The organism is Levilactobacillus sp. LN180102, assembly GCF_050106635.1.
GTDB classification, from domain to species: domain Bacteria; phylum Bacillota; class Bacilli; order Lactobacillales; family Lactobacillaceae; genus Levilactobacillus; species Levilactobacillus brevis.
Map to the genome: position 1 here is coordinate 80,374 of NZ_JBNIIX010000008.1, position 23,703 is coordinate 104,076.

General features: G+C 47.5%; 21 protein-coding genes, 1 tRNA gene and 1 other annotated feature. Of the genes, 14 read left to right on the plus strand and 8 right to left on the minus strand.

The features are described 5' to 3' along the window. Window positions 1-342: 342 nt before the first annotated feature. From rpsF to rpsR, 3 genes are read left to right on the plus strand one after another with little or no spacing between them, the layout of a single operon-like run. Window positions 343-639, plus strand: coding sequence for a 30S ribosomal protein S6 (rpsF, locus tag ACP4IT_RS06485; RefSeq protein ID WP_011666822.1), 297 nt, complete (start codon window positions 343-345; stop codon window positions 637-639). A 33-nt stretch (window positions 640-672) separates the two neighbouring features. Beyond that, a complete protein-coding gene (gene ssb, locus ACP4IT_RS06490; RefSeq protein ID WP_011666823.1) occupies window positions 673-1,239 on the plus strand; it encodes a single-stranded DNA-binding protein in 567 nt (188 codons plus the stop codon). Window positions 1,240-1,267: 28 nt separating this feature from the next. Then, on the plus strand, window positions 1,268-1,504 hold the full coding sequence (rpsR, locus tag ACP4IT_RS06495; RefSeq protein ID WP_011666824.1) for a 30S ribosomal protein S18: 237 nt from the start codon (window positions 1,268-1,270) through the stop codon (window positions 1,502-1,504). 144 nt (window positions 1,505-1,648) lie between these two features. On the opposite strand, the gene ACP4IT_RS06500 is transcribed toward rpsR, so the two are convergent. Then, entirely contained in the window at window positions 1,649-2,836 is a 1,188-nt protein-coding gene (locus ACP4IT_RS06500; RefSeq protein ID WP_011666825.1) for a metal-dependent hydrolase family protein, read from the minus strand. Between the two features lie 30 nt (window positions 2,837-2,866). Further along, the gene (locus ACP4IT_RS06505) at window positions 2,867-4,474 is read right to left on the minus strand and encodes a peptide ABC transporter substrate-binding protein (protein WP_011666826.1); all 1,608 of its coding nucleotides are present in this window, start codon (window positions 4,472-4,474) and stop codon (window positions 2,867-2,869) included. A gap of 608 nt (window positions 4,475-5,082) precedes the next feature. Between ACP4IT_RS06505 and ACP4IT_RS06510 the strand changes: the two genes are divergently transcribed. Then, window positions 5,083-5,859, plus strand: coding sequence for a hypothetical protein (locus tag ACP4IT_RS06510; protein ID WP_011666827.1), 777 nt, complete (start codon window positions 5,083-5,085; stop codon window positions 5,857-5,859). 132 nt (window positions 5,860-5,991) lie between these two features. Here ACP4IT_RS06510 and ACP4IT_RS06515 read toward each other — a convergent pair whose 3' ends face one another. From ACP4IT_RS06515 to ACP4IT_RS06525, 3 genes are all read right to left on the minus strand, one after another. Then, window positions 5,992-7,176, minus strand: coding sequence for a metal-dependent hydrolase family protein (locus ACP4IT_RS06515; RefSeq protein ID WP_011666828.1), 1,185 nt, complete (start codon window positions 7,174-7,176; stop codon window positions 5,992-5,994). Window positions 7,177-7,197: 21 nt separating this feature from the next. Next, a complete protein-coding gene (locus ACP4IT_RS06520) occupies window positions 7,198-8,799 on the minus strand; it encodes a peptide ABC transporter substrate-binding protein (protein WP_011666829.1) in 1,602 nt (533 codons plus the stop codon). A 555-nt stretch (window positions 8,800-9,354) separates the two neighbouring features. Next, the gene (locus tag ACP4IT_RS06525; RefSeq protein ID WP_011666830.1) at window positions 9,355-9,921 is read right to left on the minus strand and encodes a TetR/AcrR family transcriptional regulator; all 567 of its coding nucleotides are present in this window, start codon (window positions 9,919-9,921) and stop codon (window positions 9,355-9,357) included. A 110-nt stretch (window positions 9,922-10,031) separates the two neighbouring features. Between ACP4IT_RS06525 and ACP4IT_RS06530 the strand changes: the two genes are divergently transcribed. The 5 genes from ACP4IT_RS06530 (at window position 10,032) to dnaB (ending at window position 15,868) form a co-directional block, all read left to right on the plus strand. After that, entirely contained in the window at window positions 10,032-10,775 is a 744-nt protein-coding gene (locus ACP4IT_RS06530) for a sulfite exporter TauE/SafE family protein (protein ID WP_259680324.1), read from the plus strand. 256 nt (window positions 10,776-11,031) lie between these two features. Continuing rightward, window positions 11,032-13,047, plus strand: coding sequence for a DHH family phosphoesterase (locus ACP4IT_RS06535; RefSeq protein ID WP_024855298.1), 2,016 nt, complete (start codon window positions 11,032-11,034; stop codon window positions 13,045-13,047). A gap of 68 nt (window positions 13,048-13,115) precedes the next feature. Continuing rightward, a complete protein-coding gene (rplI, locus tag ACP4IT_RS06540; protein WP_011666833.1) occupies window positions 13,116-13,574 on the plus strand; it encodes a 50S ribosomal protein L9 in 459 nt (152 codons plus the stop codon). A 175-nt stretch (window positions 13,575-13,749) separates the two neighbouring features. After that, entirely contained in the window at window positions 13,750-13,968 is a 219-nt protein-coding gene (locus tag ACP4IT_RS06545; protein ID WP_011666834.1) for a hypothetical protein, read from the plus strand. Between the two features lie 511 nt (window positions 13,969-14,479). After that, complete coding sequence (gene dnaB, locus ACP4IT_RS06550) at window positions 14,480-15,868, plus strand: replicative DNA helicase (RefSeq protein WP_011666835.1); 1,389 nt, start codon at window positions 14,480-14,482, stop codon at window positions 15,866-15,868. Window positions 15,869-16,258: 390 nt separating this feature from the next. Here the strand turns inward: dnaB and ACP4IT_RS06555 are convergent, their stop codons facing one another. Continuing rightward, entirely contained in the window at window positions 16,259-16,789 is a 531-nt protein-coding gene (locus ACP4IT_RS06555) for a flavodoxin family protein (RefSeq protein ID WP_156646750.1), read from the minus strand. Between the two features lie 140 nt (window positions 16,790-16,929). Between ACP4IT_RS06555 and ACP4IT_RS06560 the strand changes: the two genes are divergently transcribed. From ACP4IT_RS06560 to ACP4IT_RS06575, 4 genes are all read left to right on the plus strand, one after another. Continuing rightward, window positions 16,930-18,105 carry an MDR family MFS transporter gene (locus tag ACP4IT_RS06560; protein WP_042253372.1) on the plus strand — a complete coding sequence of 392 codons (1,176 nt, stop codon included), beginning with the start codon at window positions 16,930-16,932 and terminating at the stop codon, window positions 18,103-18,105. A 73-nt stretch (window positions 18,106-18,178) separates the two neighbouring features. Then, on the plus strand, window positions 18,179-18,448 hold the full coding sequence (locus tag ACP4IT_RS06565; protein ID WP_011666838.1) for a hypothetical protein: 270 nt from the start codon (window positions 18,179-18,181) through the stop codon (window positions 18,446-18,448). Window positions 18,449-18,619: 171 nt separating this feature from the next. Continuing rightward, window positions 18,620-18,834: a binding site (T-box leader), on the plus strand. 62 nt (window positions 18,835-18,896) lie between these two features. After that, window positions 18,897-20,507, plus strand: coding sequence for a peptide ABC transporter substrate-binding protein (locus ACP4IT_RS06570; RefSeq protein WP_011666839.1), 1,611 nt, complete (start codon window positions 18,897-18,899; stop codon window positions 20,505-20,507). Between the two features lie 199 nt (window positions 20,508-20,706). After that, entirely contained in the window at window positions 20,707-20,952 is a 246-nt protein-coding gene (locus tag ACP4IT_RS06575; protein ID WP_015473000.1) for a hypothetical protein, read from the plus strand. A gap of 39 nt (window positions 20,953-20,991) precedes the next feature. On the opposite strand, the gene ACP4IT_RS06580 is transcribed toward ACP4IT_RS06575, so the two are convergent. After that, window positions 20,992-21,993 (minus strand): matrixin family metalloprotease, encoded by a 1,002-nt coding sequence (locus tag ACP4IT_RS06580; protein ID WP_015473001.1) that lies wholly within the window; start codon window positions 21,991-21,993, stop codon window positions 20,992-20,994. A 256-nt stretch (window positions 21,994-22,249) separates the two neighbouring features. Next, window positions 22,250-22,322 (minus strand) — tRNA-Lys (locus tag ACP4IT_RS06585). A 636-nt stretch (window positions 22,323-22,958) separates the two neighbouring features. On the opposite strand from ACP4IT_RS06585, the gene yycF reads away from it, so the two are divergent. After that, complete coding sequence (yycF, locus tag ACP4IT_RS06590) at window positions 22,959-23,675, plus strand: response regulator YycF (RefSeq protein ID WP_011666843.1); 717 nt, start codon at window positions 22,959-22,961, stop codon at window positions 23,673-23,675. Window positions 23,676-23,703 lie beyond the last annotated feature (28 nt).

A 23,703-nucleotide genomic window follows, 5' to 3' on the forward strand; every position in this document is an offset into this window, starting at 1 on the left:
AGTTTGAAGCCACATTGGCTGTTGCCGAGGTGATAATTATCCGTGGTTGTACGGTCATTAATTTAGTCTGAACCTGGAAGTTACGTGTCTGGAAGGCGGCCAGACAAGGCTAGTTCGCACAGCAGTGAGCGGCTTTTACTTTTTTTAAGTTAAAAATGCTCACGGGGGACGTAATCCGGAACTACCTATGTAACGTCAGCCCCGCCGTCGGTCGGCCCCGATTTGCTTAACTTTTAAATCTATGCTATACTACTAGCTTGTGAGTATCTGGCTTACGCTAGTGTCTCTCCTTGCTCCCACATTGCAGTGGGGGCCTGAAGTCCATAAGGAGGTGTAACATTCATGGAAACTACTAAATACGAAATCACCTACATCATTCGTCCAGATCTTGATGATGCTGCTAAGACCGCTTTGGTTGAACGCTTCGACAAGATTTTGACGGACAACGGTGCAGAATTGATCAACTCGAAAGACTGGTCAAAGCGTCGGTTCGCTTATGAAATTGGTGGCTTTAACGAAGGTATCTACCACGTTATCACGTTAAACGCAACTGATGACAAAGGTTTGAACGAATTCGACCGTTTAGCTAAGATCAATGACAGCATTTTACGTCACATGATCGTTAAGCGCGAAGACTAATTTTAAACTTAAACTGAGAGGAGTTATTCAGCAATGATCAACCGAGTAGTACTTACTGGCCGACTAACACGGGATGTTGACTTACGCTACACCCAAGGCGGTGCTGCTGTAGCCACCTTCACGCTGGCCGTTGATCGGCGGTTCACCAACCAACAAGGTGAACGAGAAGCTGATTTCGTAAGTTGCGTCATTTGGCGCAAGTCCGCGGAAAACTTTGCCAACTTCTTCCACAAGGGTTCCCTTGTCGGTATTGAAGGGCGCATCCAGACCCGGAATTACGAAAATCAACAGGGCCAACGGGTTTACGTCACCGAAGTGGTTGTCGAGAACTTTTCGTTCTTGGAACCCCGTTCTCGTAACGAGAACAACGGTGGTGGAAACTACAATGGCGGCTCCATGAATAATAATGCTCCTCAAAATCAGAATCAAAATGCCAATCCATACACGAGTGGGAATCCAGCTCCGGCTGCGCCTTCTCAAGGTATGGCCCCGAATTCTGGAAGTAACAATCAGAACAGTAATGCGAACAACAATGCAGCTGATCCGTTTGCCAATTCTGGCGATTCCATTGACATTTCCGATGATGATTTACCGTTCTAATATCTAAAATACGAGGAGGGAATTTCTCATGGCAGGACAACGTCGTGGCGGCCGTCGCCGTCGTAAGGTTGACTTTATTGCAGCCAACCACATCGAATACATTGATTACAAAGACACTGACTTATTACGTCGGTTCATCTCTGAACGGGGTAAGATCTTACCTCGCCGGGTAACTGGTACGAGTGCCAAGAACCAACGTAAGTTAACTATTGCTATCAAACGTTCACGGATCATGGGCTTAATGCCATTCGTTAGCGAAGAGTAGTCTAAATGACGACTGACCTTTTGGGTTGGTCGTCTTTTTATGTTCCGTGTTTGCTGAGATTGAAACGGTAATAACTGTTTCACGTGAAACAATTAAAATCCCCGTAGCGTCAGTTGATGACGGTACGGGGATTAGTCGTTGCAATTAGAATTCACGTTTTCCACTCAAGTAGACGTGCTTGTCCACCTGTTGGACGTTGGCTGTGTCTGCTAATGGATCAGCGGCCAAGACCTGAAAGTCCGCGAATTTGCCTACTTCCAGGGTGCCGTAGTCGTCAGCGACACCTAACAACGCGGCAGAATTCAAGCTAGAGCACTGATAGGCTTGTGCGGGAGTCATGCCCAGTTTGGTCAGTAAACCAAACTCAGCTGGAGTTAAGTCAAAACCGTTGAACGGCGTACCCGCATCGGTGCCACAGGTGAATTTAACGCCTAGTTGGTAGGCGCGCCGTAAATTAACGTACGTATCGTCGAGTGCATCGGCGGCTTTTTTGACTTCCCAGTCTGGCAGTTGTCCCTTACCAAATTCTGGAATAGTCCATTCGGCAATCAGGGTGGGTGTGAGGTAAGTGCCTTGGGCCACCATCTGTTTGGCTTCGGTTTCAGTTACATAGAAGCCATGTTCAATGGAATCTACGCCGGCATCAAGTGCATTTTGAATGCCCGGGTTTCCTTCCGCGTGGGCCGCTACCAATCGCCGCTTATGGTGGGCTTCTTCGACGGCTACGCGCATTTCCGCTACGGATAGTTGGGGGTCTTCCATGAAATCATTGGGCGTCATGACGCCCCCAGTTGCCATAACCTTGATCGTTTCAACGCCGTGTTTGAAGGCCGTTCTGACCGCCTTGCGCATTTCATCGGGTGAGTCAACGGCATGCCCCCCGTGCGGTGAATCGCCGTGGCCGCCAGTCATGGAAAAAGCGCGGCCTGAAGCTAACAGATGGGGGGTGTGGGGGAGAAGGCCGCGGTGTTGTAATCGCTTGAGCTTCACATCAACATCGTAGTTGGTGCCGAGTTCGCGAACGTAGGTGACCCCGGATTTTAGTAGTGTTTGGAGATTTTCAAAGGCAAAGACGCCAGCTTCGGCTTCTGACTGTCCGGAATCGCCGCTAAAGGATTGCGGATCAAGTGTGATGTGGGTATGAACGTTGAAGAAGCCTGGCATGACATAGTGTTCGCGCAAATCAACTTGGTGGTCGGTAGTCTCCGGTGTTCCGTGTCCCCGGGCCGTTAACCGGCCAGTATTGTCGTCAACGGTAAACCAAGCAGCGGGCTGGTTGTGGTCAGTGGCACCATCGAATAAGGTAAAATTAAAAAATGTAGTTTGGGTCATAAATAAGTCCTCCTAAGTGAGATGTGACAGTTATTTCCAGTAAGCATATTGATACTTGGCTTCGTGTAGCAGGGTGTAGGTCAAGCCACCAACTTGGTTACTGATTAACTTGGCCTCAGACGGTTGGTACAGGGGTATATATCCCTTAACCGCCATCAGTCGCTTGTCGGCGGCCATTAAACCGTTATAGCGAGCCAGTCCGGTTTGACTATTAGCTTTCGTGAGTAACTGGTTAAAGGTCGTATCAGACCAATTGGTGAAATTAACCGAATTCCCCTTGGCGGCAAGGCTGAGAAAGTCTGCCGCATCCAGCCAACTGGTTGACCAACCGGTGAGATTTAATTCAAAATTACCAGCAAAATCGCGGGCCACGTGTTGGGCATGAGGGATTGCGGTGGTGGTAATGGTCAGGCCGGGTAAGGTTTTCTCCAATTCAGATTGGAGATATGTGCCGACTTTCTTATCGTCATCGGTATCATCGGTCAGCAGATTCAAGGTTGCCTTAGTCTGGCCCGTTTCTTTCAAGTATTTCTGCCAGTAGGTTTTGGCCTGTTGCTTATCTTGGGGTAGTAGATTACCGACTTGAGCCGCCATGTCCTGCCCTGTTTGTGGATTTTTTTGATCGCCAGTTGGTACCGCACTCAGGGCAGCCTTTGAGCCATCCTGTAAGACGGATTTAGTTAACTGTGAGCGGTTGATGGCGTTAGAAATGGCCTGACGTAAATTGGTGGAGTTGGTTGCCGTTTTTTTGCTGTTGACGTAGAGGTATTGGAGCCGGCCAGTTAAATGGGTGTGGAGGTTCTTGCTGTTACGGTTAGCCCGTACATAATTACCCGTAACGGTGGTCTCTTGGACCTTATCGGCGTTAAAGAGGTTAGCAGCAGTACTTTCATCTTTAGTGACAGCTACCTTAACGCGGTTGATCTTAACGCTGTCAGCGTTCCAATAGTGGCGATTTTTAACGTAAGACCAACTGGCATTACTTCCGGTCCAACCAACTAGTTTATAGGCGCCGTTGCTGACAGTTTTAGCGGCACTAGTGCCATATTGAGCGCCATATTTCTTCACCGCAGCTGTGTTTAGCGGGTAATACTCACTGGCGATAAGATCATTAAAGTAGGGTACCGCCTTGGTTAATTGAAACTGGAGCTTCGTTGAACTCAAGGCCTTAATGCCTAACTTGCTCGGAGCGGCCTTACCGGTTTGAACAGCCGTAAAGTTCTTAAAGGCCGATAACACACTGGCATATTGGGCCTTAGTCTTAGGATTCGCCATTCGTTGTAGCGACGTGACGAAGTCTTGGGCGGTCACCCGTTGACCATTCGCCCATTTCGCCTGCTTCTTCAGCGTAAACGTATAGGTTTTGCCATTATTCGTCGGCGTAACCATTTTGGTGGCAACCCCCGCGGTAATTTTACCGTTGCGATTATAGGTGTAGAGGCCCTCCATGGTTTGAAAAATCAGGCTACCACTATTGGTATCAGTAGATTTATTCGGATCAGCCGTGGCTGGTTCGCTGGCCAAGGTGACGTTTAAAGGCCGATTCTTATTGGTCGTATGACCCGCAGCATGACCGCAACCGCTCAATGAAGCGAGTAGTAGCAGGCCAACTGGTAAGGTCCAAACAAAATGTTTCATGTGAAACACCCTCCTAGTGCCAATTGATTAGAGGATTACGCGGAAAATAAAAAGCACCCCCACGGAAATAACTTCTCCGTAAGGGTGCTGTTCGCACGGTACCACCTTATTTTTTGCTACTCAAAAAGTAGCCTTATCTATGAACGGCGGACGACCTAAGAGATCGGAATTTAGCGCTAGGCTCGCTAAAGGACAATCCTGCCCGCGATTCACTGCATTGATAACGGATGCTTCCGGTGTAAACTTACTTAAATTCAGCTAACGGCTCCGAAGGGATGTTCGTCACCAGCACCTGTCCCCGCTCACACTAAACCGGGGTCGCTGAAGAGGTGGTTGGTCACTACTGGACTTCATCATCACTTTTTAATTTTCTAATCAATTGTTAATGATTATGAGTTTATCACCGATTGAAAAATTGTCAATGGCAAATTGAAGATTAGTTGAACGCGCCGGATTGCTAACTGGTTGATCAGAGAGATTACCCATTACTCACTAGATAGATAAGCTGGTAATCGGTGATGCCTAGATATCAGTTTTGCACAATCGAATAATATACGGTAAACTTCAGATCAGGGTAGAGAATTAAGCTTTACAGGAGGAGAAATACTATGAAAAAAGTGGTTACGGGGTCATTAGTGTTAGGGGCGGTTATGGGTGGCCTGGCAGTTGTTCAAATGCCGCAACACGCTCAGGCAGCAACGTATCAAGTGAAAAAGTTAATGGGGTTTAGACACCCAACGTCTTATTATGCTAAAAGCGCCAAGAGCGGTTATTTATGGAATAAGTCTCATACAAAACGCCTGCATAACCTAAAAAATTATCCTAAAACGACTTGGTATGCGACAGCAAAGTATTCGATGAAGTCTGTTAGAAATAGTGGGACATATTTAAAGGTGACTAATGGGACTGGGAAAGCCAAGGGGTATGTATGGACGGGATATTTGAAAAAGGGGGTTAACCCAGCCAATCCGAATGGAACTCTGACAGATCCTTTTGGGGCGGCGATGAGCACGTACAATGTTGATGATAATCTGAACAAGCAGTTGCTGAATTTGTTTCCGGGAACAATTCCAGATGAACCATTACAACTTGCTGCTGACTTTATTTTTGCGAATGCAGGTGCTAATCCTGATGACTATACGAGTGTGATTGAAGAATTGGTAGGAGCTGAAAATGAACCTTCTGTATTCAGACTCTCTTCTGATAAACGGATACAGAAAAATCAGAATTTTTTGTCTTTTCAGCGAAATTCCTTAAAGGAAGAACTTGTCACAAAGCATAAAAAATTCACGAGTTTTAAGGGATATCGAATCGGTGCGTATGCTTTCCCTAAGCACGACAAACGGTACGGAGAGTCGATGATTCTTTTGCTCCCTTCAAATTAAGATCGCTAATTATGGCAATACAGATATGGACCCAAATCTCGTTAAAGTTCTGAGATTTAGGTCCATATTTTTAACGCTATAGCAACGGCTCTTTAAGTCGAAATATCACACTAGCATACTGACCAGACTCACCTAAAACTGGCGCACACCACCGACATAGACGGCCTTATCCGCTTGGATTACTGCGGCCGTGTCAGCTAGTGGATCGGCACGGAGCACTTGGAAATCTGCGAATTTGCCGACCGTTAGCGTGCCGTAATCATCAGCGATACCCATGAGAGTAGCTGCATTAATGCTAGAACACTGATAGGCTTGCGCGGGGGTCATGCCAATTTTCGCAAGAAATCCAAATTCTTCGGGGGTGCGCTCAAAGCCATTAAAGGGCGTACCCGCGTCGGTACCACAGGTGAATTTGACCCCAATTTTAAAGGCCTGGCTGAGGTTAAGATAGGTGTCGGCCATGGCATCAGCCGCCTTTTTAACTTCCCAGTCAGGAAGTTGGCCCTGTCCCTGATTGGCGACTGCCGCTTCGGCCACGAGCGTGGGGGTGAGGTAGGTACCCTGTTCAACCATCTGGTGGGCTTCATCGCTGTTGACGTAAAAGCCGTGTTCAATCGAGTCAACGCCAGCATTAAGGGCGTTTTGGATGCCCGGATTACCTTCAGCGTGGGCCGCCACGATGCGGCGTTTATGGTGGGCTTCTTCAACCGCAATGGCGATCTCAGCCGTGGAGAGCTGGGGGTCTTCCATGAAATCGTTGGGCGTCATGACACCACCGGTCGCCATGACCTTGATGCATTCAGCCCCACCTTTAAAAGCGGTGCGCACGGCCTTACGCATCTCGTCTTGCGAGTCGACCAGATAGGCAGCGTGGGGGCCGTCCCCGTGGCCCCCCGTCATCGAAAAGGCCCGGCCGGATGCCATCATGTGCGGCGTTTGGGGAAGTTTGCCCTGACGCTGTAGGCGTTTGAGTTTGATATCAATATCGTAAGTCGTTCCGCATTCACGAATGTAGGTGACTCCGGACTTGAGAAGGGTCCGGAGATTTTCGTAGGCGAAGACCGCGGACTCCGTTTCCGAGCCACCGAAGTGCCCGCTAAAGGCATCAGGATCACTGGTGATGTGCGTATGGACGTTAATAAATCCGGGCATGACATATTGTCCGTGGAGATCGACAGTATCGGTTGTGTCGGTCGGGGTGCCGTGACCGATTGCGGTGATCCGCCCGGTGTCGTCAACCGTAAACCACGTATCGGTTTGATTCTGGTCGTTGGTACCATCAAAGAAATAACAGTTATAAAAAGTTGTTTGCGTCATAGATAAGTCCTCCTAAATAAATTATTTCCAATAGGCATACTGGTATTGGGCATCGTTGAGTAGCGAGTAAGTTAGGCCGCCAACTTGCTTGCTAATTAATTTCGCTTCAGATGGCTGGTAGAGTGGGACGTAGCCTTTAACACGCATCAGATACTTATCCGCCTTAACCAACCCGTTATAACGAGCTTGGCCGCTTTGATTCTCAGCGCTCGTTAGGATTTGGTTGTACGTCTGGTCGTTCCAGTTGGTGAAGTTCACGGAATTACCTTTGGCGGCCAAGTCAAGATAGTCTGAGGCATCGAGCCAGTTGGTCGACCAGCCAATGAGATTGATGTCAAAGTTACCAGCAAAGTCGCGGGATACGTGTTGGGCGTGGGGGATCTGCGTGAGCGTAATGGTCAGGCCCGGTAGATTCTTTTCCAAGACGGATTGTAAATAAGTCCCGACTTTCTTATCGTCATCACTATCATCGGTCAAGATACTCAAGGTCACCTTGGTTTTGCCGGCTTCCTTTAAGTACCTTTGCCAATAGCGTTTGGCCGTGCTGACGTTGTAAGTTAACAGATTACCCACCTCACTTGCCATATCCTTGCCAGTCTGCGGGTTGGTCTGATCACCGCGGGGAACGGCACTTAAAGCCGCCTTGGAGCCATCTTTGAGGACGGAGTTGGTCAACTGGTTACGGTCAATGGCGTAGGAGACGGCCTGACGGAGGTTTTCCGAGGCCGTCGTTTGGCGTTTACTGTTGAAGTACAGTAGATTCATTCGGCCAAGCAGGTGGGTGTGGAGTTGCTTGCTGTTACCATTTGCCCGGACATATTCGCCACTAACCGTGGTTTCTTGGATTTTACCAGCGTTAAATAAATTGGCTGCGGTCGTGGAATCTTTGGTGACCGCCACCTTGATTTGGTGAATCTTGACGTTCTGGGCATTCCAATAGTGAGGGTTCTTGACGTAACGCCAAGTGGAATTGCTGCCGGTCCAACCAACCAATTTGTAAGGGCCATTGCTCATTGCTCTGGCGGCATTTGTCCCGTATTTTGATCCATACTTTCGGACCGCCGCCGTATTAAGCGGGTAATACTTGCTGGCTACTAAGTCATTAAAGTAGGGCACGGCCTTGGTCAATTGAATTTGAAGCTTAGTCTTACTGAGTGCGGTGATGCCAAGTTTAGACGGCGCGAGTTTACCGTGCTGCACGGCGTTGTAATTCTTAAAGGCGGACAGGACGCTCGCGTATTGCGCTTTAGTGGTCGGGTCAGCCATTCGGCGAAGTGACGTCACGAAGTCTTGCGCCGTGACACGTTGCCCGTTAGCCCACTTGGCAGTTTTCTTTAAGGTAAACGTGTAGGTCTTGCCATGGTTGGTGGGCTTCACCACTTTGGTTGCTACGCCGGGGATGATCTTATTGGATTTACTGTAGGTGTACAGTCCCTCCATGGTTTGGGCGATGACGCTGGCACTGTTGGTGTCAGTGTCCTTGTTGGGGTCAACGGTGGCGGGTTCATCGGCCAAAGTCACGTTGAGCGTTTTATTTTGGTTAGCACTGGATTTACTACCACAGGCACTTAAGCCAGCGAGTAGCAGTAGGGTAATTGGAATCAGAGATACAAAACGTCGCATAAAATAGCCTCCTAGGCAAACGGTTAGAACAGAGCTGTCAGGGGAACGGCAAAAAGCGCCCTTACAGAAAAATTTCTCTGTAAGGGCGCTTGCGCACGGTACCACCTTAATTGGGACTCAATCGTGAACGGCGACACTCCTAGAAGGCCAAATGTCACGGGCTAGGTCCCGTTAGTTGGGCCAGGTCGCGATTCACTTGGGGATAACGGGGCCACCGGTCGGGCTTACTGTGAATTCAGCTGACAGTTCAGAAGGGAGTTTCCACCATTGTTCTTGACCCGCTTGCACTTAACCGGGCTCGCTAACAATGAGCAACAGGGGTACTAGTCTTCGTCATCACTTTTAAGGTTCTAATCGTTTGTTAATGATTGCTAGTTTAGCATGCCTATTGAGAATGTCAACGAGAAATTTAATGAACAACGACCCAAAACGCAGCATACTAGGTATGTAGAGAACTTTTTAAAAACGAATTTGTGGGAGAGCCTCCGTTTGGTAACCCTTAATGACTAATCAATGATTAGCGGAAAATGAGAATTTGACAACTGAAATGGGCGGTTAGTCAGCGGGCGATACCTCTAGGAGGCTTAAGAGTTCGTGTAACAAATCCGGATTGCTTAGTCCGCGCTGCTGGCGTTCGAAAGCGTACATTTCACTCTTGAGCATAGCGACTAGCATATCCGAGCGAAACACAATCGTCTGGGCTGACCAATCGGGATGTAAGGGGGTCAGCAACTTTTGGAAAAGATCTGTGAGTTGTTGGAATAAGGGGCTTTGGTAAAAATCTTGACCGGCTTGTGGCACCTCACTAATGGTGTTGAGCAATGCCTGATTGGCATCACGAAAGGCCAAGTAATCTGTTAAGACAGCTTTAAGTGTGGCTGGCGTAGGGGTCGTTTGTTTTATTTGGGCCTGCGTCGTCGTAATAAAGACCCGTAGTCGATCATAGACTAGCGCAAGGCAAAGCGCACTTTTATTAGGATAGTTACGATAGAGCGTGCCCACACCAATCCCAGCAGCGTGGGCGATATCGGTCATTTTCATGGTCGCAATGTCTTGTGTCGAAAGTAGGTGGGTTGCAGTTGTCAAAATCTTTTGATGATTGTACTGCGCATCTTGCCGCATAAAAATAACTCCTTTCAAGTTATCTCTAAGATAGTCTAAATACACGGTATTGACAAGTGGAATGTATTCCAATTATTATATGGAACATATTCCACTTTTAATTGAAAGGTGTGTTGGCCTTGTTAAGTATCGGGTATGGCTTTATGATCGGGGTTTTTGTTAGTTTAATTGGCGGCGGGGGCGCGTCGTTATATCTGGGAGTCTTGACCAGTCAATTGGGATTGGCAACGGCTGTCGCGGTACCAACGTCATTATTTGTTGCCTTACCGGCGTTATTTTTGGGATTTTTAACCCAAGTTCGAATTCATAACGTCAATTTTAAATTGGGCAATCAATTGCTGTTGACGGCGATTCCTGGAGTCTTAGCTGGCGCGCTCTTAGCAAAATACATCACGGCAATGCTGTATAACCGGATTGTCGGCGTAATTTTACTCGTCATGGGAATCATTGTGGTAGTGAAGGCCCTTCGACCAGGAAAACAACGGGACGTCCGGCAATCAGGCTGGATCGCCAGTCTGTTTGGGCTATTGAGTGGTCTGATGGTCGGAATTGGCGGGTTAAGTGGTGGCGCAACGACTGCAGCAGGACTAGCTATTTTGGGCTTATCAGCTTTACAGGCAGCTGGAACGGCCACCTATGTTTTATGGGTCATGTCCGCCATTGGGTTGGCGATTCACCTGATAACGAGCACCGTAGACTGGTCCGCTGGAATGGGGCTAATGGTGGGCGCGATTATCGGATCAATTGGGACACCGCTAGTCTTGCATCGATTAAATACAGAACGGCTTAATCGCTGGTTAATGCCGTTTTTAGGGGTAATTATTAGCTACTTTGGCTGGCGAATGCTGGTTTAGGTAATTAGGTGTCGTCCGTCGAGTCATCGTAACAGGGTGTTTAGGGTGATGTTTCACGTGAAACAACGCAAGTACGTAAAATATTGAAAATGGCCAAATACGCTACTAATCCCGTCATGTCGCGGGTTATCGTGGGAAACTTGTTTTGTGATTATGGGTTAGTGTGATAAAATGAAACTGTTATTTGTAACTTTTTTACCCCAACACTTGGTTGGGGATAATCTAACTTTTCCAGAAGAATCAGATGAGGAGCAAAATGAATAAATTATTTTCACGAGCGAACGTGCCGGAGTTTTTACAGAACCGGCGCTTACGGGGCATCGCGATGATGACGGCCGGACTCGCCATTTTGGGTATCGTATTGGCGTTTCTGCTTAATTGGATTTTTGGGATCGTTATCCTAATCTTGGTGGGCGTGGCGACACTGATGGTGTTTAATACGATGGCTGAGATTGGTGCGGATACGACGCAATATATTTCCGATCTGTCTTTTCGGATTCAACAGGGTGAGCAAGAAGCCCTGATTCGCATGCCGCCTGGTGTTATGATTCTGGGCGATAGTGATCAGATTGAGTGGGTTAACCCGTATCTCCAGCATTACTTTGGTGATACGGATGTCTTGAACCGCTCACTGACAGCTGTTGATGGTGAGTTAGCGAAGTTAATCGCAGACGCGCCAGCCCAGAAGATGACAACGGTCACTTGGCGCGATTATCGCTTTACGTTGTATGTTCAACCGGATTTTCATGCCGTTTATCTCTATGACATCACGCACTATCAGTTGATTCAGGAGCAATACGACAATGAAAAAATTGCGATTGGCCAGATTTTCTTGGATAACTATGATGAGATCACCCAGTCGATGACGGATCAGGACATTTCCAACCTGCGAAATTACGTGACCAATGAGCTGTCAACGTGGGTCCAGCAGTTTGACATGTACCTCAAGCAATTGGATGATGACCATTACTTCATTTTGGCTTATGCGAAGTCGTTAGCCGCGATTGAAGCGGATAAGTTCAAAATCTTGGATACGATTCGTGAAAGCACCTCGAAGCAAAACTTCCCGTTGACCTTGAGTATGGGGATTGCGTATGGTGATCCTAATCTTAACAAGTTGGCCGACCAGGCTCAGAGTAATCTGGACTTAGCCTTAGGCCGGGGTGGTGACCAGGTGGTGGTCAAAGCAGCCGATCAAGAAGCCCGGTATTACGGTGGTAAGACTAACCCGATGGAGAAACGGACGCGGGTCCGCGCACGGATGATCTCGCAGGCCTTGCAAGAGTTGATGAACGAATCCGATCAGATCTTTGTTCAGGGGCATTCACAGCCAGATATGGATTCACTGGGTGCTTGTCTCGGAATTCGGCGGATTGCCAAGATGAACAACAAGACGTGCTGGATTGTGTTGGATAAGGAAACGGTGCACTCCGATGTGCAACGTTTACTGGACAACCTGAAACAGTATCCGGACATTGATGCGTCGATTATTTCACCAGAAACAGCTTTAGAGAAGGCAACCGATCAAAGCATGCTCTTAATGGTGGATCACTCTAAACCGTCGATTTCAATTTCTGCCGATCTGTATCATCGATTGGAAAACCGCGTGATGATTATTGACCATCACCGGCGGGGTGAAGAATTCCCTGAGAACCCGTTGTTGGTTTATATCGAACCGTATGCGAGCTCAACGTGTGAGTTGATTACGGAAATGTTTGAGTATCAGTCTCAAGAAGGCGAACCGATCAATAAACTGGAAGCAACGGCGATGTTAACGGGGATCTTCGTTGATACCAAGCACTTCTCATTACGGACCGGGACACGGACGTTTGATGCCGCCAGTTACTTACGGTCTGCCGGTGCCGATGCCGTTGAGATGCAACAGTACATGAAAGAAAACGTTGATAGTTATTTGCAACGTAACCACTTGATTGAAATGGTTGAGTTCGTTAACGAAGATATGGCGTTGATTGTGGGTGAAGAAGACCAAAGCTATGATCCCGTTACGGCGGCTCAAGCGGCGGATGATTTGTTGAATATGTCGGGGGTCGATGCTTCTTTCGTGGTGACCCGGCGAGCTGATGGACGCGTTGGTATTTCAGCGCGATCATTGGGTGAAATCAACGTCCAGTTAACCATGGAAGCTATGGGAGGCGGCGGTCATTTGTCTAATGCGGCAACCCAAATTGCTGATAAGACGGTGGCGGAAGTTCGCCAACAATTGCTAGATATTTTAACGCACAGTGATGAGCCAGAAACGGCGACAACGTAGTTAATTGCTTCTGCGTCAGACTTGGCGTAGGATTAAACCTAGAATGGAATAAGTGAGGAGTGACCGACGTGAAAGTGATCTTTATGAAAGATGTTCGAGGCAAGGGTAAGCGGGGCGAAATTAAGAATGTCCCAGATGGCTACGCCCAAAACTTTCTCATCAAGCGGGGCTTGGCTAAGGAAGCTAACCAATCCGCAATGAGTCAATTGAATGCAGAACGGAAAGCTGAACAGCGCCGCGAAGCAGAAGAATTAGCTGAAGCTAAGGACTTACAAAAGCGCCTGGAAGATGATAAGACGGTGGTGGAAATTGTCGCCAAAGCTGGTGAAGACAGCCGCTTGTTCGGGTCAATTCCAAGTAAGCAAATTGTTCAAGCACTGGATAAGCAATACAATCTGAAGCTGGACAAACGCAAGGTTGAGTTACCGGAACCCATCCGGTCTCTGGGATTCACCAATGTGCCGGTTAAATTGCATGCTGACGTGACCGCTAAGATTCGGGTGCACGTGGTTGCTAAACAACAGTAGTCTGTGTTTGAAAGGTCGCCGCTGGGTGGCCTTTTTCTTTTGGGGAGATGGCATTTAGGGCGCACTTAAGCGTTTGATGGGGTAAATGGCATTAATGGATTAAAGGTTATATAGAAAACGTTTTTACAGGTGCGACTAATTGTGATATACTTAACCGCAAAAGGGAGTGTATGCGATGTTATTTAAGACACCAAAGTTTTGGGTTAGCTTAATTTTCTTGATTAATTTTCTAGCACTTTTTTCCGATCCGGCCCTTAGTTTTATCTGGTTTATCAACTTTATCATTGGAATTGCCGGTTTAGTTTTACTCGGTTCAGCAGTCCTTGATGAAATCACCGGTAAGAACTTGCGGACGCAGGAAGCCACCAATATGAATCGGCGACGGAATTGTTAAAATAACCACAGAAAAAGCAGATTGTCACCATCGCATGTTCGGTGACAATCTGCTTTTTGGTGTTATGCAACGTGGTAGTGCCAATTAGGTTGCAGTACGACTTGGTGTGCTTGATAGTATAGAAAACCACTTGGTGCGTAAATCTGGTTCTGGGAATTCTCTTTCGGCTGGTAACAAAATTAATACCCACATGGTGAAACACCTCCTGATGATGCATCACCAGATTACCTGATCATAAATGATCGTGGGGATTTTGTTGCCAAAACGGTTATTTAGATTAGCTATCGAATTGTTTCTCGTGTGATCTAAACTCGGCGGTCTGACAGAAAAATATGATAAAACGCCAGAAACTACTCGATTGCTGACAACGACTTGGATGGAAATACCAGGTTACCGTGCGCTGGCTGACCAGTGCGGACTAGCACTGAATTTGAAGCATATATTTTACGACCCCGGTCCTCTCATGGTAAAATAGTCATTTAGAACAGCGTTTAAAAATGAAGGGGTAAGTATGGATAATAGCGTATTAACAGACCACACACCACCACAGAACCTCGAAGCTGAAAAGGCCGTCTTAGGGGCGATCTTTTTGAGTACCGATGCGTTGGTGGATGCGTTGGAATATCTCACCCCAGAAGACTTCTATCGGCGGGAACATCAGATTATTTTCCAAAGTATGATGGACCTAAATGACCGCGACGAAGCCATTGACGTGGTGACCATTACTGACCGGTTAACGGCTAAGAATGAATTAGATGATGTCGGCGGCGTCACGTATATTGCCGAACTGGCAGGGGCTGTGCCCACGGCGGCGAACGCCACGTACTATGCCAAAATTGTTCAAGAAAAAGCGATTTTGCGGCGGCTGATTCAAACGGCCACAAACATTGCCACTCAGGGGTATCAACAAGATGGGGATGTCTCAGACCTTTTAGATAACGCTGAGCGCGACATCATGGGTGTGGCTGAAACCCGCAATCAATCCGGGTTTAAGCCGATTCGTGAGGTCCTAAATAGTTCCTTTGAAGAGATCAACCAACTGTCGGAACAGGGCGATACCATCACGGGTCTATCGACGGGTTACGCGGAGTTGGATAAGATGACGACCGGCTTGCATGATGATGAACTCATGATCTTAGCCGCCCGGCCGGCCGTGGGGAAGACGGCGTTTGCGTTGAACATTGCGCAAAACGTTGGCACTAAGACGGATAAAACGGTGGCAATTTTTAGTTTGGAAATGAGTGCCGAATCATTGGTTAACCGGATGCTGTGTGCGGAAGGCTCAATTGACGCCAACCATTTGCGAACGGGGCAACTCTCCGAAGATGAGTGGCAAAATTTAATTGTCGCCATGGGCAGTTTGGCGAAGGCCAGCATTTATATCGACGATACGGCCGGAAATAAGATTACCGAAATTCGGGCCAAATGTCGGCGACTGGCTAAGGAACGCGGCGACCTCGGATTAATTGTCATTGATTACCTTCAATTGATTGAAGGAAGTAACCACGAAAGTCGGCAACAAGAAGTGTCCGATATTTCACGGCAATTGAAGAAATTGGCTAAAGAACTTCACGTGCCAGTGATTGCCTTGTCGCAGCTATCACGGGGCGTGGAGCAACGACAAGATAAACGACCAGTCTTGTCCGATATCCGGGAATCCGGATCAATTGAACAAGATGCCGATATTGTGTCCTTCCTTTACCGGGATGATTATTACGAACGGGAAGGCGACGACAGTGATGGCGGCGGTGATCCGCGAGAAGAAGAGGATCAAGACGTGGGAGAAGTCGAAGTCATCATTGAAAAAAACCGGTCGGGTCCTCGAGGAACGGTTAAGTTACTCTTCGTGAAGTCGTTCAATAAATTTTCTTCGGTGGCTTACACGCCGGATCAGGGGTAATGATGAAAGGTAATCCGATCAACCAATGTAAATTTGGTGATCGGATTTATTTTTGGGCAACGTTGGGTTAGATGATAACCAAATAAATCGCCAAAATTTGAAAAATTCATAAGAGTGTGCCAGAAAGTTCACAATTTCATCATATTTTCCGATTAGTATATAAAACATAGAAGTTAACCAGTAAGGTGCTTCTACCAAAGATTAACAATCTTTTTTCATGTACTCCTCCTCCCCTGGAATAATGAAAAAATAGTTAACGTCATTCTTATATAATGACGTTACCCCTACTCCGATGACCATCGCTTTCCCCGAGCGGTGGTTTTTTTTTGGCCTAAAATAGCGGCAACTTCAGTTCTAATCATACCGAAGTCGCCGCTATTTTTATGTAATCTAGTAGGCATCTTGTAGTTTTGCGGCCAGCGCGGCATAACTCGCCGGGAGCGTCGTTAATTGCCGAACATCATCGGGACCGTCAGCCGTAATCACAGTTGCGCCTTGAAAGTGCATATGAAGCCAGTCGCAGGAATACTGTACGGCTTGCGTAATCCCCGTCGCCTTAATTTGGGGCTGGTCAGCGCCAACGACCAAAAGGTAGAGGCGTTTACCGGCAAAGGGGAAATCGTGGGTATAGCTATCAAACCAGCGATCCATAAAGACTTTGAGTTGGCCGGTCATCCCGTACCAATAGACCGGCGTCCCCAGCACAATGTCATCAAACGTCGCAAATTGCGTTATGAGTTGTTCATAATCATCCGTTAAGTCTTGCTGCGGCCGCCCAGTTTCGCGCTGGTCGTGTTCGAAGTGTAAAGCATAATCGGTTAAGTGCCACGTGGTGTGAGGCACCTGATGTAAGAGTCTTTCGCCCAGTGCGGCCGTATTACCCGTTTTACGGGGACTACCGTTGATAAATAAAACAGTCATGTCGCCACCTCCTGCTCACCAGTTTACGGGGAAACGGCGGTAAAAGGCAATTGAAATGACTCGGAGGGGTAGTGTTTTGAAGCGCGCCTATGCTAGAATGGAATCTAATTGAATTTTAACTTTAGGAAAGGTGGGGTTCGATGCAAGAGATTCGGTTGCGATGGTTACTATTGGGGGCTTTGTGTAGCAGTATTGGGATGAGTTTTATTTGGCCGTTGACGACCATTTACCTCCATAACCGCTTGGGCGCATCACTAACAGTGGTCGGGGTGATCTTACTTCTATATTCATCAGCCAACGTGGTTGGTAGTGTTTTGGGTGGCCGGTTGTTTGACCGCTTTAACCCTTATTATCTCACAATCGGTGGGGTCGCCTTATCGCTGATAACCTTGGGGGGACTAATGCTGAACCATGGCTGGCCGGCCTTTCCCATCGCCCTGATTTTCTTAGGGCTAGCTTCGGGTTGGACGCTTACGATGGTCAACTCGCTGGGCACCACGATTCATAGTCGGGACGGTCGATATATTTTTAATATGCTGTACTTTGCGCAAAACCTAGGAGTGGTGTTGGGAACGGCCCTGGTAGGCTTTGTGTATAGTACCAGTGTCACGCTCTTATTTGCCATTGCCTTTAGTCTCTTCGTTTGTTTTATGGCGGTGGTGGTGACGTGCTATCGCGCACCAGCCGTGATGCACCGCCATGTAGTCGCACAGACACAAGAGAAGGTGACCATTGCGCGACCTAATCGCCGTATCATGGCAGCCTTTTTTCTTTCGCTAGTAATCATTTGGATTATGTATGAGCAATGGGTATCCAATCTTTCCGTGTATATGACGGGGATGGGCATTCCTATGCGTGACTACAGTCTGTTGTGGACACTTAATGCGGGGTTGATCGTGGTTTTCCAGGCGATCATTAATTGGTTGAGTAACTTTTTTAGCAATTTATACTTACAAGTTTATGCCGGCATTTTCTTTGTGGCCTTGTCGTTTTTCACGCTGATCTTCGCCAAAGATTACGCCCACTTTGTGGTAGCGATGGTTATCTTAACGCTGGGTGAGGCCACCGCATTCCCCGCGATTCCAGCGATTGTTAACAGTTTGACCCCGCACGCGGTTAAGGGAAAGTACCAGGGGATGGCCAATGCTTGGGCCAGTGTTGGCAAAGCTTTTGGTCCGTTATTTGGTGGTCTCGTGATTGATCACGGGTCTTATACCTTGCTGTTTATTCTGGCGGCAGTGGCTAATTTAATGATTTTGGGGCTAAATGGCCTCGTGATTCAACGGAACCAACACCGTGTGGAAATTTATAAGTAATTTATTTGGGCGTTTGGTGTATAATGGCATCAGAGGAATTGTCACGAACAATAGGGAAATCAGGGGAAAGCATATGAAAAAACGAACGAGGGGCATTACTGGGCTTGCGCTGGGCCTCGTTGCTGGGGGATTGCTCTTCAGCCAGGTGCCGCAAAACCGCTCAACGGTGACGGATTCGGTTGTTAAGCCGGCTTCAGGGCAGACGGCCGTTCAATTGACGGATACCACGGGTAAGGGGCACGTGGCGGTCAAGACGCAAACGACGACCAGTCAGGCCGGGAAAACGGTTAGCCGGGAAACGACCACGATGACGGGGCGCCAGCCGCAAGATGTGAATAAATAAAAAGATTTATCGTAAATCTGAGCTATTTTTTAAGCTATATTCAAGTGGACGACCTTACGGCGACGTGGGGTCGTCTTTTTTATACACTGATTTTGGGATTATATACAATTAAATGAATATTTATAAAACGATTGACAGCTAAAATGAATGATGATAGATTTAATATCAATCAAAACGACGTTGCCCAGAAGAGTAATGGTGGATCAACTGTTTAGCGAGTCCGGGAATGATGGAAGCCGGGTCAGCAATCGCCATGAAGCGCATCTGGAAGTCGTACGGGTGAAATGAGTAGTCCGTACTGGGTCGTGCCCATTAACGCACGCGGTGTTCTCATGAATACCATAAGAGATAAATCAAGGTGGTACCGCGAATCGTTCGCCCTTGTTGACCGGAGACGGCCAACGAGACGAACGATTTTTTTGTGGCGAATTGAGAGGGGTAATGGAGAATGAATAAGGTTATGGGATTGGGTGTCGGGTTGCTAGCCGTGATGGCGTTGGCCGGCTGTGGGGCCCAAGCGAAGAGTACGACGGATAAGGCGTTGAACGTAACAATGACGGGAAATCCCGCAACGGCTAATCCGGCGATTTCTGGTGATACGAATAGTTCCAGCATGATTTCACAAACGTCGGAGGGCCTGTATACCCTGAACAGTCATGGTAAGGTAATTGCTGGTGTGGCAGAGAAAGTGGTTAAACCCACTAAGAACGGGACTGTTTATACGTTTAAGCTCAAAAAGAATGCCAAATGGCAAAATGGTGACGCGGTGACGGCCCAGGACTTTGTGACGTCGATGGATTGGCAGGTTAACCCGCAATCTAAATCACAGGTAGCCAATAAGCTTAAATACGTTAAAAATTATTCAGCGATTCAAGCAGGGAAAAAGGCGGCGTCCACACTAGGGGTGAAGGCGTTGAATCAACGGACCTTACAGATCACGCTAACCCAGCCGCAACCTTGGTTACCCGACATTTTAGCCACGGCAGTTTACCCGATTAAGACTAGCCTGTTTAAGCAGGTTGGTGGCAGTAAATATGGGACGTCAGCGGCGAAGACCATGTCCGAAGGAGCCTATAAGTTAGTTGGGTGGAACGGTGCTGCCGATAGTTGGTCTTACGTGAAGAATCCCCATTATTGGAATGCTAAGAACGTCAAAATTAAGCGGGTTAACGTTCAAGTAGTCAAGGATGCGGGGACTTCTTCTAACTTATTCAAGTCAGGTAAGGTGCAAGAGACCGTGTTGACCGGCCAATATATCAAGCAGAATGCCAATAATCCGGAAATGACTACGACCCTGAATAGCTCGATGCGCTTCTTAGAATTTAATGACAAACGGACCATTACGCACAATACCAAAGTTCGCCAAGCGTTCTCCTACGTGGTTAATCGTCAGGCCCTGACCGAGAATGTCTTGCAAGATGGGTCCAAGGCCGCCACGAGTTTAATTCCGTCGGGGGATGGCACGAATCCTAAGACGGGTAAAGACTTCACCAAAGAAGTGGGGAACTTGGTAAGCTATAATCCCCAAAAGGCCACTAAACTTTGGCAGCAAGCCAAACAGGAATTGGGAATCAAGAAGGCCAGTCTGGAGTTACTGACGGCTGATACGGATGAACAAAAGCACGCAGCCCAATACCTGCAGCAACAGGCCCAAAAGTACTTACCGGGCTTGACAATTACCATCAAGTCGATGCCGTTAGCGCAACAGATTGCCAAGGGTGCCGCCGGGAACTTTGATATTGATCTGGATGGATGGACGACCGATTGGCGTGACCCAGCTGACTTCTTGCAGATGGCGGATGGGACCAGTTCGGTAAACTTCACCAAGTGGCAGAACACCCACTTCACGAATCTGATGAAGAAGGTTGACGACACAGCAACGTACACCACGATGCAACGGTGGAATCTGATGAAGCAAGCCGACACGTATGTTACCAAGCAAGCCGGATTAGTTCCCTTGTATCAACAGGCTAAGGCGCACCTGGTTTCCAAGACAGTTGGTGGCCTAACCTACACGATGACCACGGATGCTCAGTATAAATACGCTTATTGGAAATAACGAAAATGCCTCGCGATGATCTGGTGATCAAAGCGGGGCATTTTTATTAGTCGCATTATAATGGGTGGAAAAAGTGTTGGTCGTCGCTTTTTTTGGCCAGCTTAGTGTAAAATAGCTGGTGGAGAATAATGACTGATCATTTCAGGGGAATCAGTGCGTAACCTTACGCCTGGTTATAAATGCTATAGGGGAGGAGACGGTGATTGTGACTTTTCGCGAGATTTTGTGGCAACAGGTTCAGCAAACGCTTGATTTGTTGAAGCTCTACCTGGGGCTGTTGATTCCGATTTTCGGTTTAAAATGTGTGATGGACCTCATTGCGACGGGCCAGTTATTTTGGTGGGATTACGGTCGATTATTAGGAGAGTGTATCGGTGGTTTTATTGGCCTCTTTTTGTTAATTGACGTAATCGGAGCCGCGTGGCGCTATTATCGGCGAACATAGTATAGTAAGAAAAAGCGTTGACCAATTGGCCAACGCTTTTCAGTGTAGCATCGCCTCGGTGTAAATAGCATGGTCAGAGACGTGGTCAAAAAGTTCGTTGCCATTATTGGTGTACGTATCGACGAACATGCCTTGACCGTCATTGATGACGTAGTAGGTGCCGTGGGTGTTCTTAGCCAGCATGACGATGATCGTCTGGTGTTGCGGCAAGATTTCACTCGCCGTTACCGCCATGTGGGTGGTTCCGCCTTGCGTGAAGGTTAGTGTCGCCCCGACGTTGCCTTTAAAGGCTTTGTCGATGGCCAAGGTTTGGGTGGTGTAATAATTCTTGGGCGCTTTGTGGTGATTAACACTCTTGGTAATGTGCCCTTCAACAATGATGGGGGCAGATTTTTTCAGTTGTTCGACGCCAGTAATACCGTTGTCGTAGTCTTTCAAATGGTCAACGGTTAAGGTTGATTGAGCGGCTGTCGCCAGTGTCTTAGTCGTCGTTGCTGCGGACGCATAGATCTGCTTAGCCCCGCGAATATCACAATTACGAAGGGCGTAGGTTCGATTAGCCGGATTCATTGCGCTAACCGAACCACCATCATTGTGAGCGAGCCCTAACGCATGGCCCATCTCATGAATGGCAACATTAGTGCGTTGCTTTTTGGTGTAGTGATATTTTGTCAAAACAGTTCGATTCAAGTACATGCCAGCACCGGTTTGAACGCCTTGGCGGTTGACGGCGAGGCCGTTGTAGGTCATGCCAGTGGCATTAGTCCATATGCCAGAGTTGCGGTTGACAGAAGTGGTAAATGACCGTGACTTTTTATTCTTAGTGGTTGACCATTTGAACGTCTTAGATCCATTCCAAGCCTTGCGCGCGTTAGTCCAAATCGATCGATAATAGGTGCTAGTTGACTTGTTGTAGTAGCTAGCCTTCTTGGTCATATAACGAAACTTATTCGCCGGAGTGATTCGTCGTGTCGCAGCATTAACAGGTAGGTAACTGAGCAAAACGAAGCAACTCAGGGCTATGGACAAACGTTTTTTCATGTGACGGGGGTCCTCTCCAAATTAAGATCATACATAAATGATGGTACAATAGCGTCACATTTAAGTTTAAATAGGCTGACCAGATCTGTCTAGGAGTCAAAATACGAAGAACGTGCTAAGGGCGCTCGACAAAAAATAGAGGGGATGCCGTCCTTTGGTTGATGCATAAACATAAGCGAAGCGGATATTTATACTTGAGGGTACAAAAAAATCAGCAACCACGAAGTCGACTTCGTGAAAGCTGATTAGTAAGTGATGGGCAGTCAGGGGATCGAACCCTGGACCCACGGATTAAGAGTCCGTTGCTCTGCCAGCTGAGCTAACTGCCCATGTGATTAAGTTGTATGTCTTCCATATCAACGAGAACTATCATATCATGTAGGCCAGAGGTGCGCAACCCCTTTTTTGAAAAAAACTGATTTTTATTCAATTTTTTTTGCATTTTACGATTTAGATGCTGTTGAAAACGTGCCATTAGTCAAGCGTGCCAGCTTTAAATGGTCATCGGGAAATAGTTGAACTAGATAGCGAGTTAATGGCCTGAACAACCAGTAACGTGTCCGATACAGTGTTGGATAGACGGTGGTTTGATAAAAGCGCTTACTAAAATTCACAATCAGTGGCATTCAAATCACTGACTAATGGAAGCATCATTTCCCGGGAAATATCCGGTTAAAGAAACCTTAAAAGCTTGACTCTCTAGGACTGAAAGAAGTTTCATGATGTGTTATAATTCAGGTAGCGTTGATTTTGCCGACACTGGAACGTTATCAGGTCGGGCAACGCCTTGAAACGGGTGCCCTAATTAGTGGGGACCATTATTCCTTGACTTTAAACGATGAAAGATTAAAAACTAACGTAGTGGCCCCATTGTCGGTGGTAATGTGACACCCGATGGCTGGCCTGCCGGTAATCCTGCAATTACCGGATTCATTTGTATTTCCCTTAAGGAGGAAATTTTTGCTATGCCTAAGAAAATTCTCGTTGTTGATGATGAAAAGCCGATTTCTGATATTATGAAATTTAACCTCGAAAAAGAGGGGTATGAAGTAGCGGTTGCCTACGATGGTGAAGCAGCGGTGCAAGCCGTTGAAGAAGACGTCCCCGACTTAGTGATCCTAGATTTGATGTTGCCAAAGATTGATGGACTAGAAGTTGCTCGTGAGATTCGTAAGAAGCATGACATGCCGATTATCATGGTCACGGCTAAGGATTCTGAATTGGATAAGGTCTTGGGACTAGAATTGGGTGCCGACGATTATGTGACCAAGCCATTTTCTAATCGAGAATTAGTGGCGCGGGTTAAGGCTAACTTACGGCGGCAAAACACGGCAGCCCATGCTCAACCCGAAGAACCAGAAAACCAAGATATTGAGATTGGCGATTTGACGATTCATCCAGAGGCTTACTCTGTTTCTAAGCGGGGTGCCAACATCGAGTTGACCCACCGTGAATTTGAATTGCTCCATTATCTAGCCCAACATATTGGGCAAGTTATGACGCGAGAACACTTACTACAAACGGTGTGGGGTTATGACTACTTTGGTGATGTGCGAACGGTGGACGTCACAGTCCGGCGGTTACGGGAAAAGATTGAAGATAGCCCGAGTCACCCAACGTGGTTAGTGACGCGTCGTGGGGTCGGTTACTACTTACGTAACCCAGATTCCGATCAAGCTTAACCTAGCGATAACGCTAAATCTCGCATTG

Coding starts and splice junctions, on each gene's coding strand:
- rpsF (WP_011666822.1), top strand. CDS start 343: ATGGAAACTACTAAATACGAAATCACCTACATCATTCGTCCAGATCTT.
- ssb (WP_011666823.1), top strand. CDS start 673: ATGATCAACCGAGTAGTACTTACTGGCCGACTAACACGGGATGTTGAC.
- rpsR (WP_011666824.1), top strand. CDS start 1,268: ATGGCAGGACAACGTCGTGGCGGCCGTCGCCGTCGTAAGGTTGACTTT.
- ACP4IT_RS06500 (WP_011666825.1), bottom strand. CDS start 2,836: ATGACCCAAACTACATTTTTTAATTTTACCTTATTCGATGGTGCCACT.
- ACP4IT_RS06505 (WP_011666826.1), bottom strand. CDS start 4,474: ATGAAACATTTTGTTTGGACCTTACCAGTTGGCCTGCTACTACTCGCT.
- ACP4IT_RS06510 (WP_011666827.1), top strand. CDS start 5,083: ATGAAAAAAGTGGTTACGGGGTCATTAGTGTTAGGGGCGGTTATGGGT.
- ACP4IT_RS06515 (WP_011666828.1), bottom strand. CDS start 7,176: ATGACGCAAACAACTTTTTATAACTGTTATTTCTTTGATGGTACCAAC.
- ACP4IT_RS06520 (WP_011666829.1), bottom strand. CDS start 8,799: ATGCGACGTTTTGTATCTCTGATTCCAATTACCCTACTGCTACTCGCT.
- ACP4IT_RS06525 (WP_011666830.1), bottom strand. CDS start 9,921: ATGCGGCAAGATGCGCAGTACAATCATCAAAAGATTTTGACAACTGCA.
- ACP4IT_RS06535 (WP_024855298.1), top strand. CDS start 11,032: ATGAATAAATTATTTTCACGAGCGAACGTGCCGGAGTTTTTACAGAAC.
- ACP4IT_RS06545 (WP_011666834.1), top strand. CDS start 13,750: ATGTTATTTAAGACACCAAAGTTTTGGGTTAGCTTAATTTTCTTGATT.
- dnaB (WP_011666835.1), top strand. CDS start 14,480: ATGGATAATAGCGTATTAACAGACCACACACCACCACAGAACCTCGAA.
- ACP4IT_RS06555 (WP_156646750.1), bottom strand. CDS start 16,789: ATGACTGTTTTATTTATCAACGGTAGTCCCCGTAAAACGGGTAATACG.
- ACP4IT_RS06560 (WP_042253372.1), top strand. CDS start 16,930: ATGCAAGAGATTCGGTTGCGATGGTTACTATTGGGGGCTTTGTGTAGC.
- ACP4IT_RS06565 (WP_011666838.1), top strand. CDS start 18,179: ATGAAAAAACGAACGAGGGGCATTACTGGGCTTGCGCTGGGCCTCGTT.
- ACP4IT_RS06570 (WP_011666839.1), top strand. CDS start 18,897: ATGAATAAGGTTATGGGATTGGGTGTCGGGTTGCTAGCCGTGATGGCG.
- ACP4IT_RS06580 (WP_015473001.1), bottom strand. CDS start 21,993: ATGAAAAAACGTTTGTCCATAGCCCTGAGTTGCTTCGTTTTGCTCAGT.
- yycF (WP_011666843.1), top strand. CDS start 22,959: ATGCCTAAGAAAATTCTCGTTGTTGATGATGAAAAGCCGATTTCTGAT.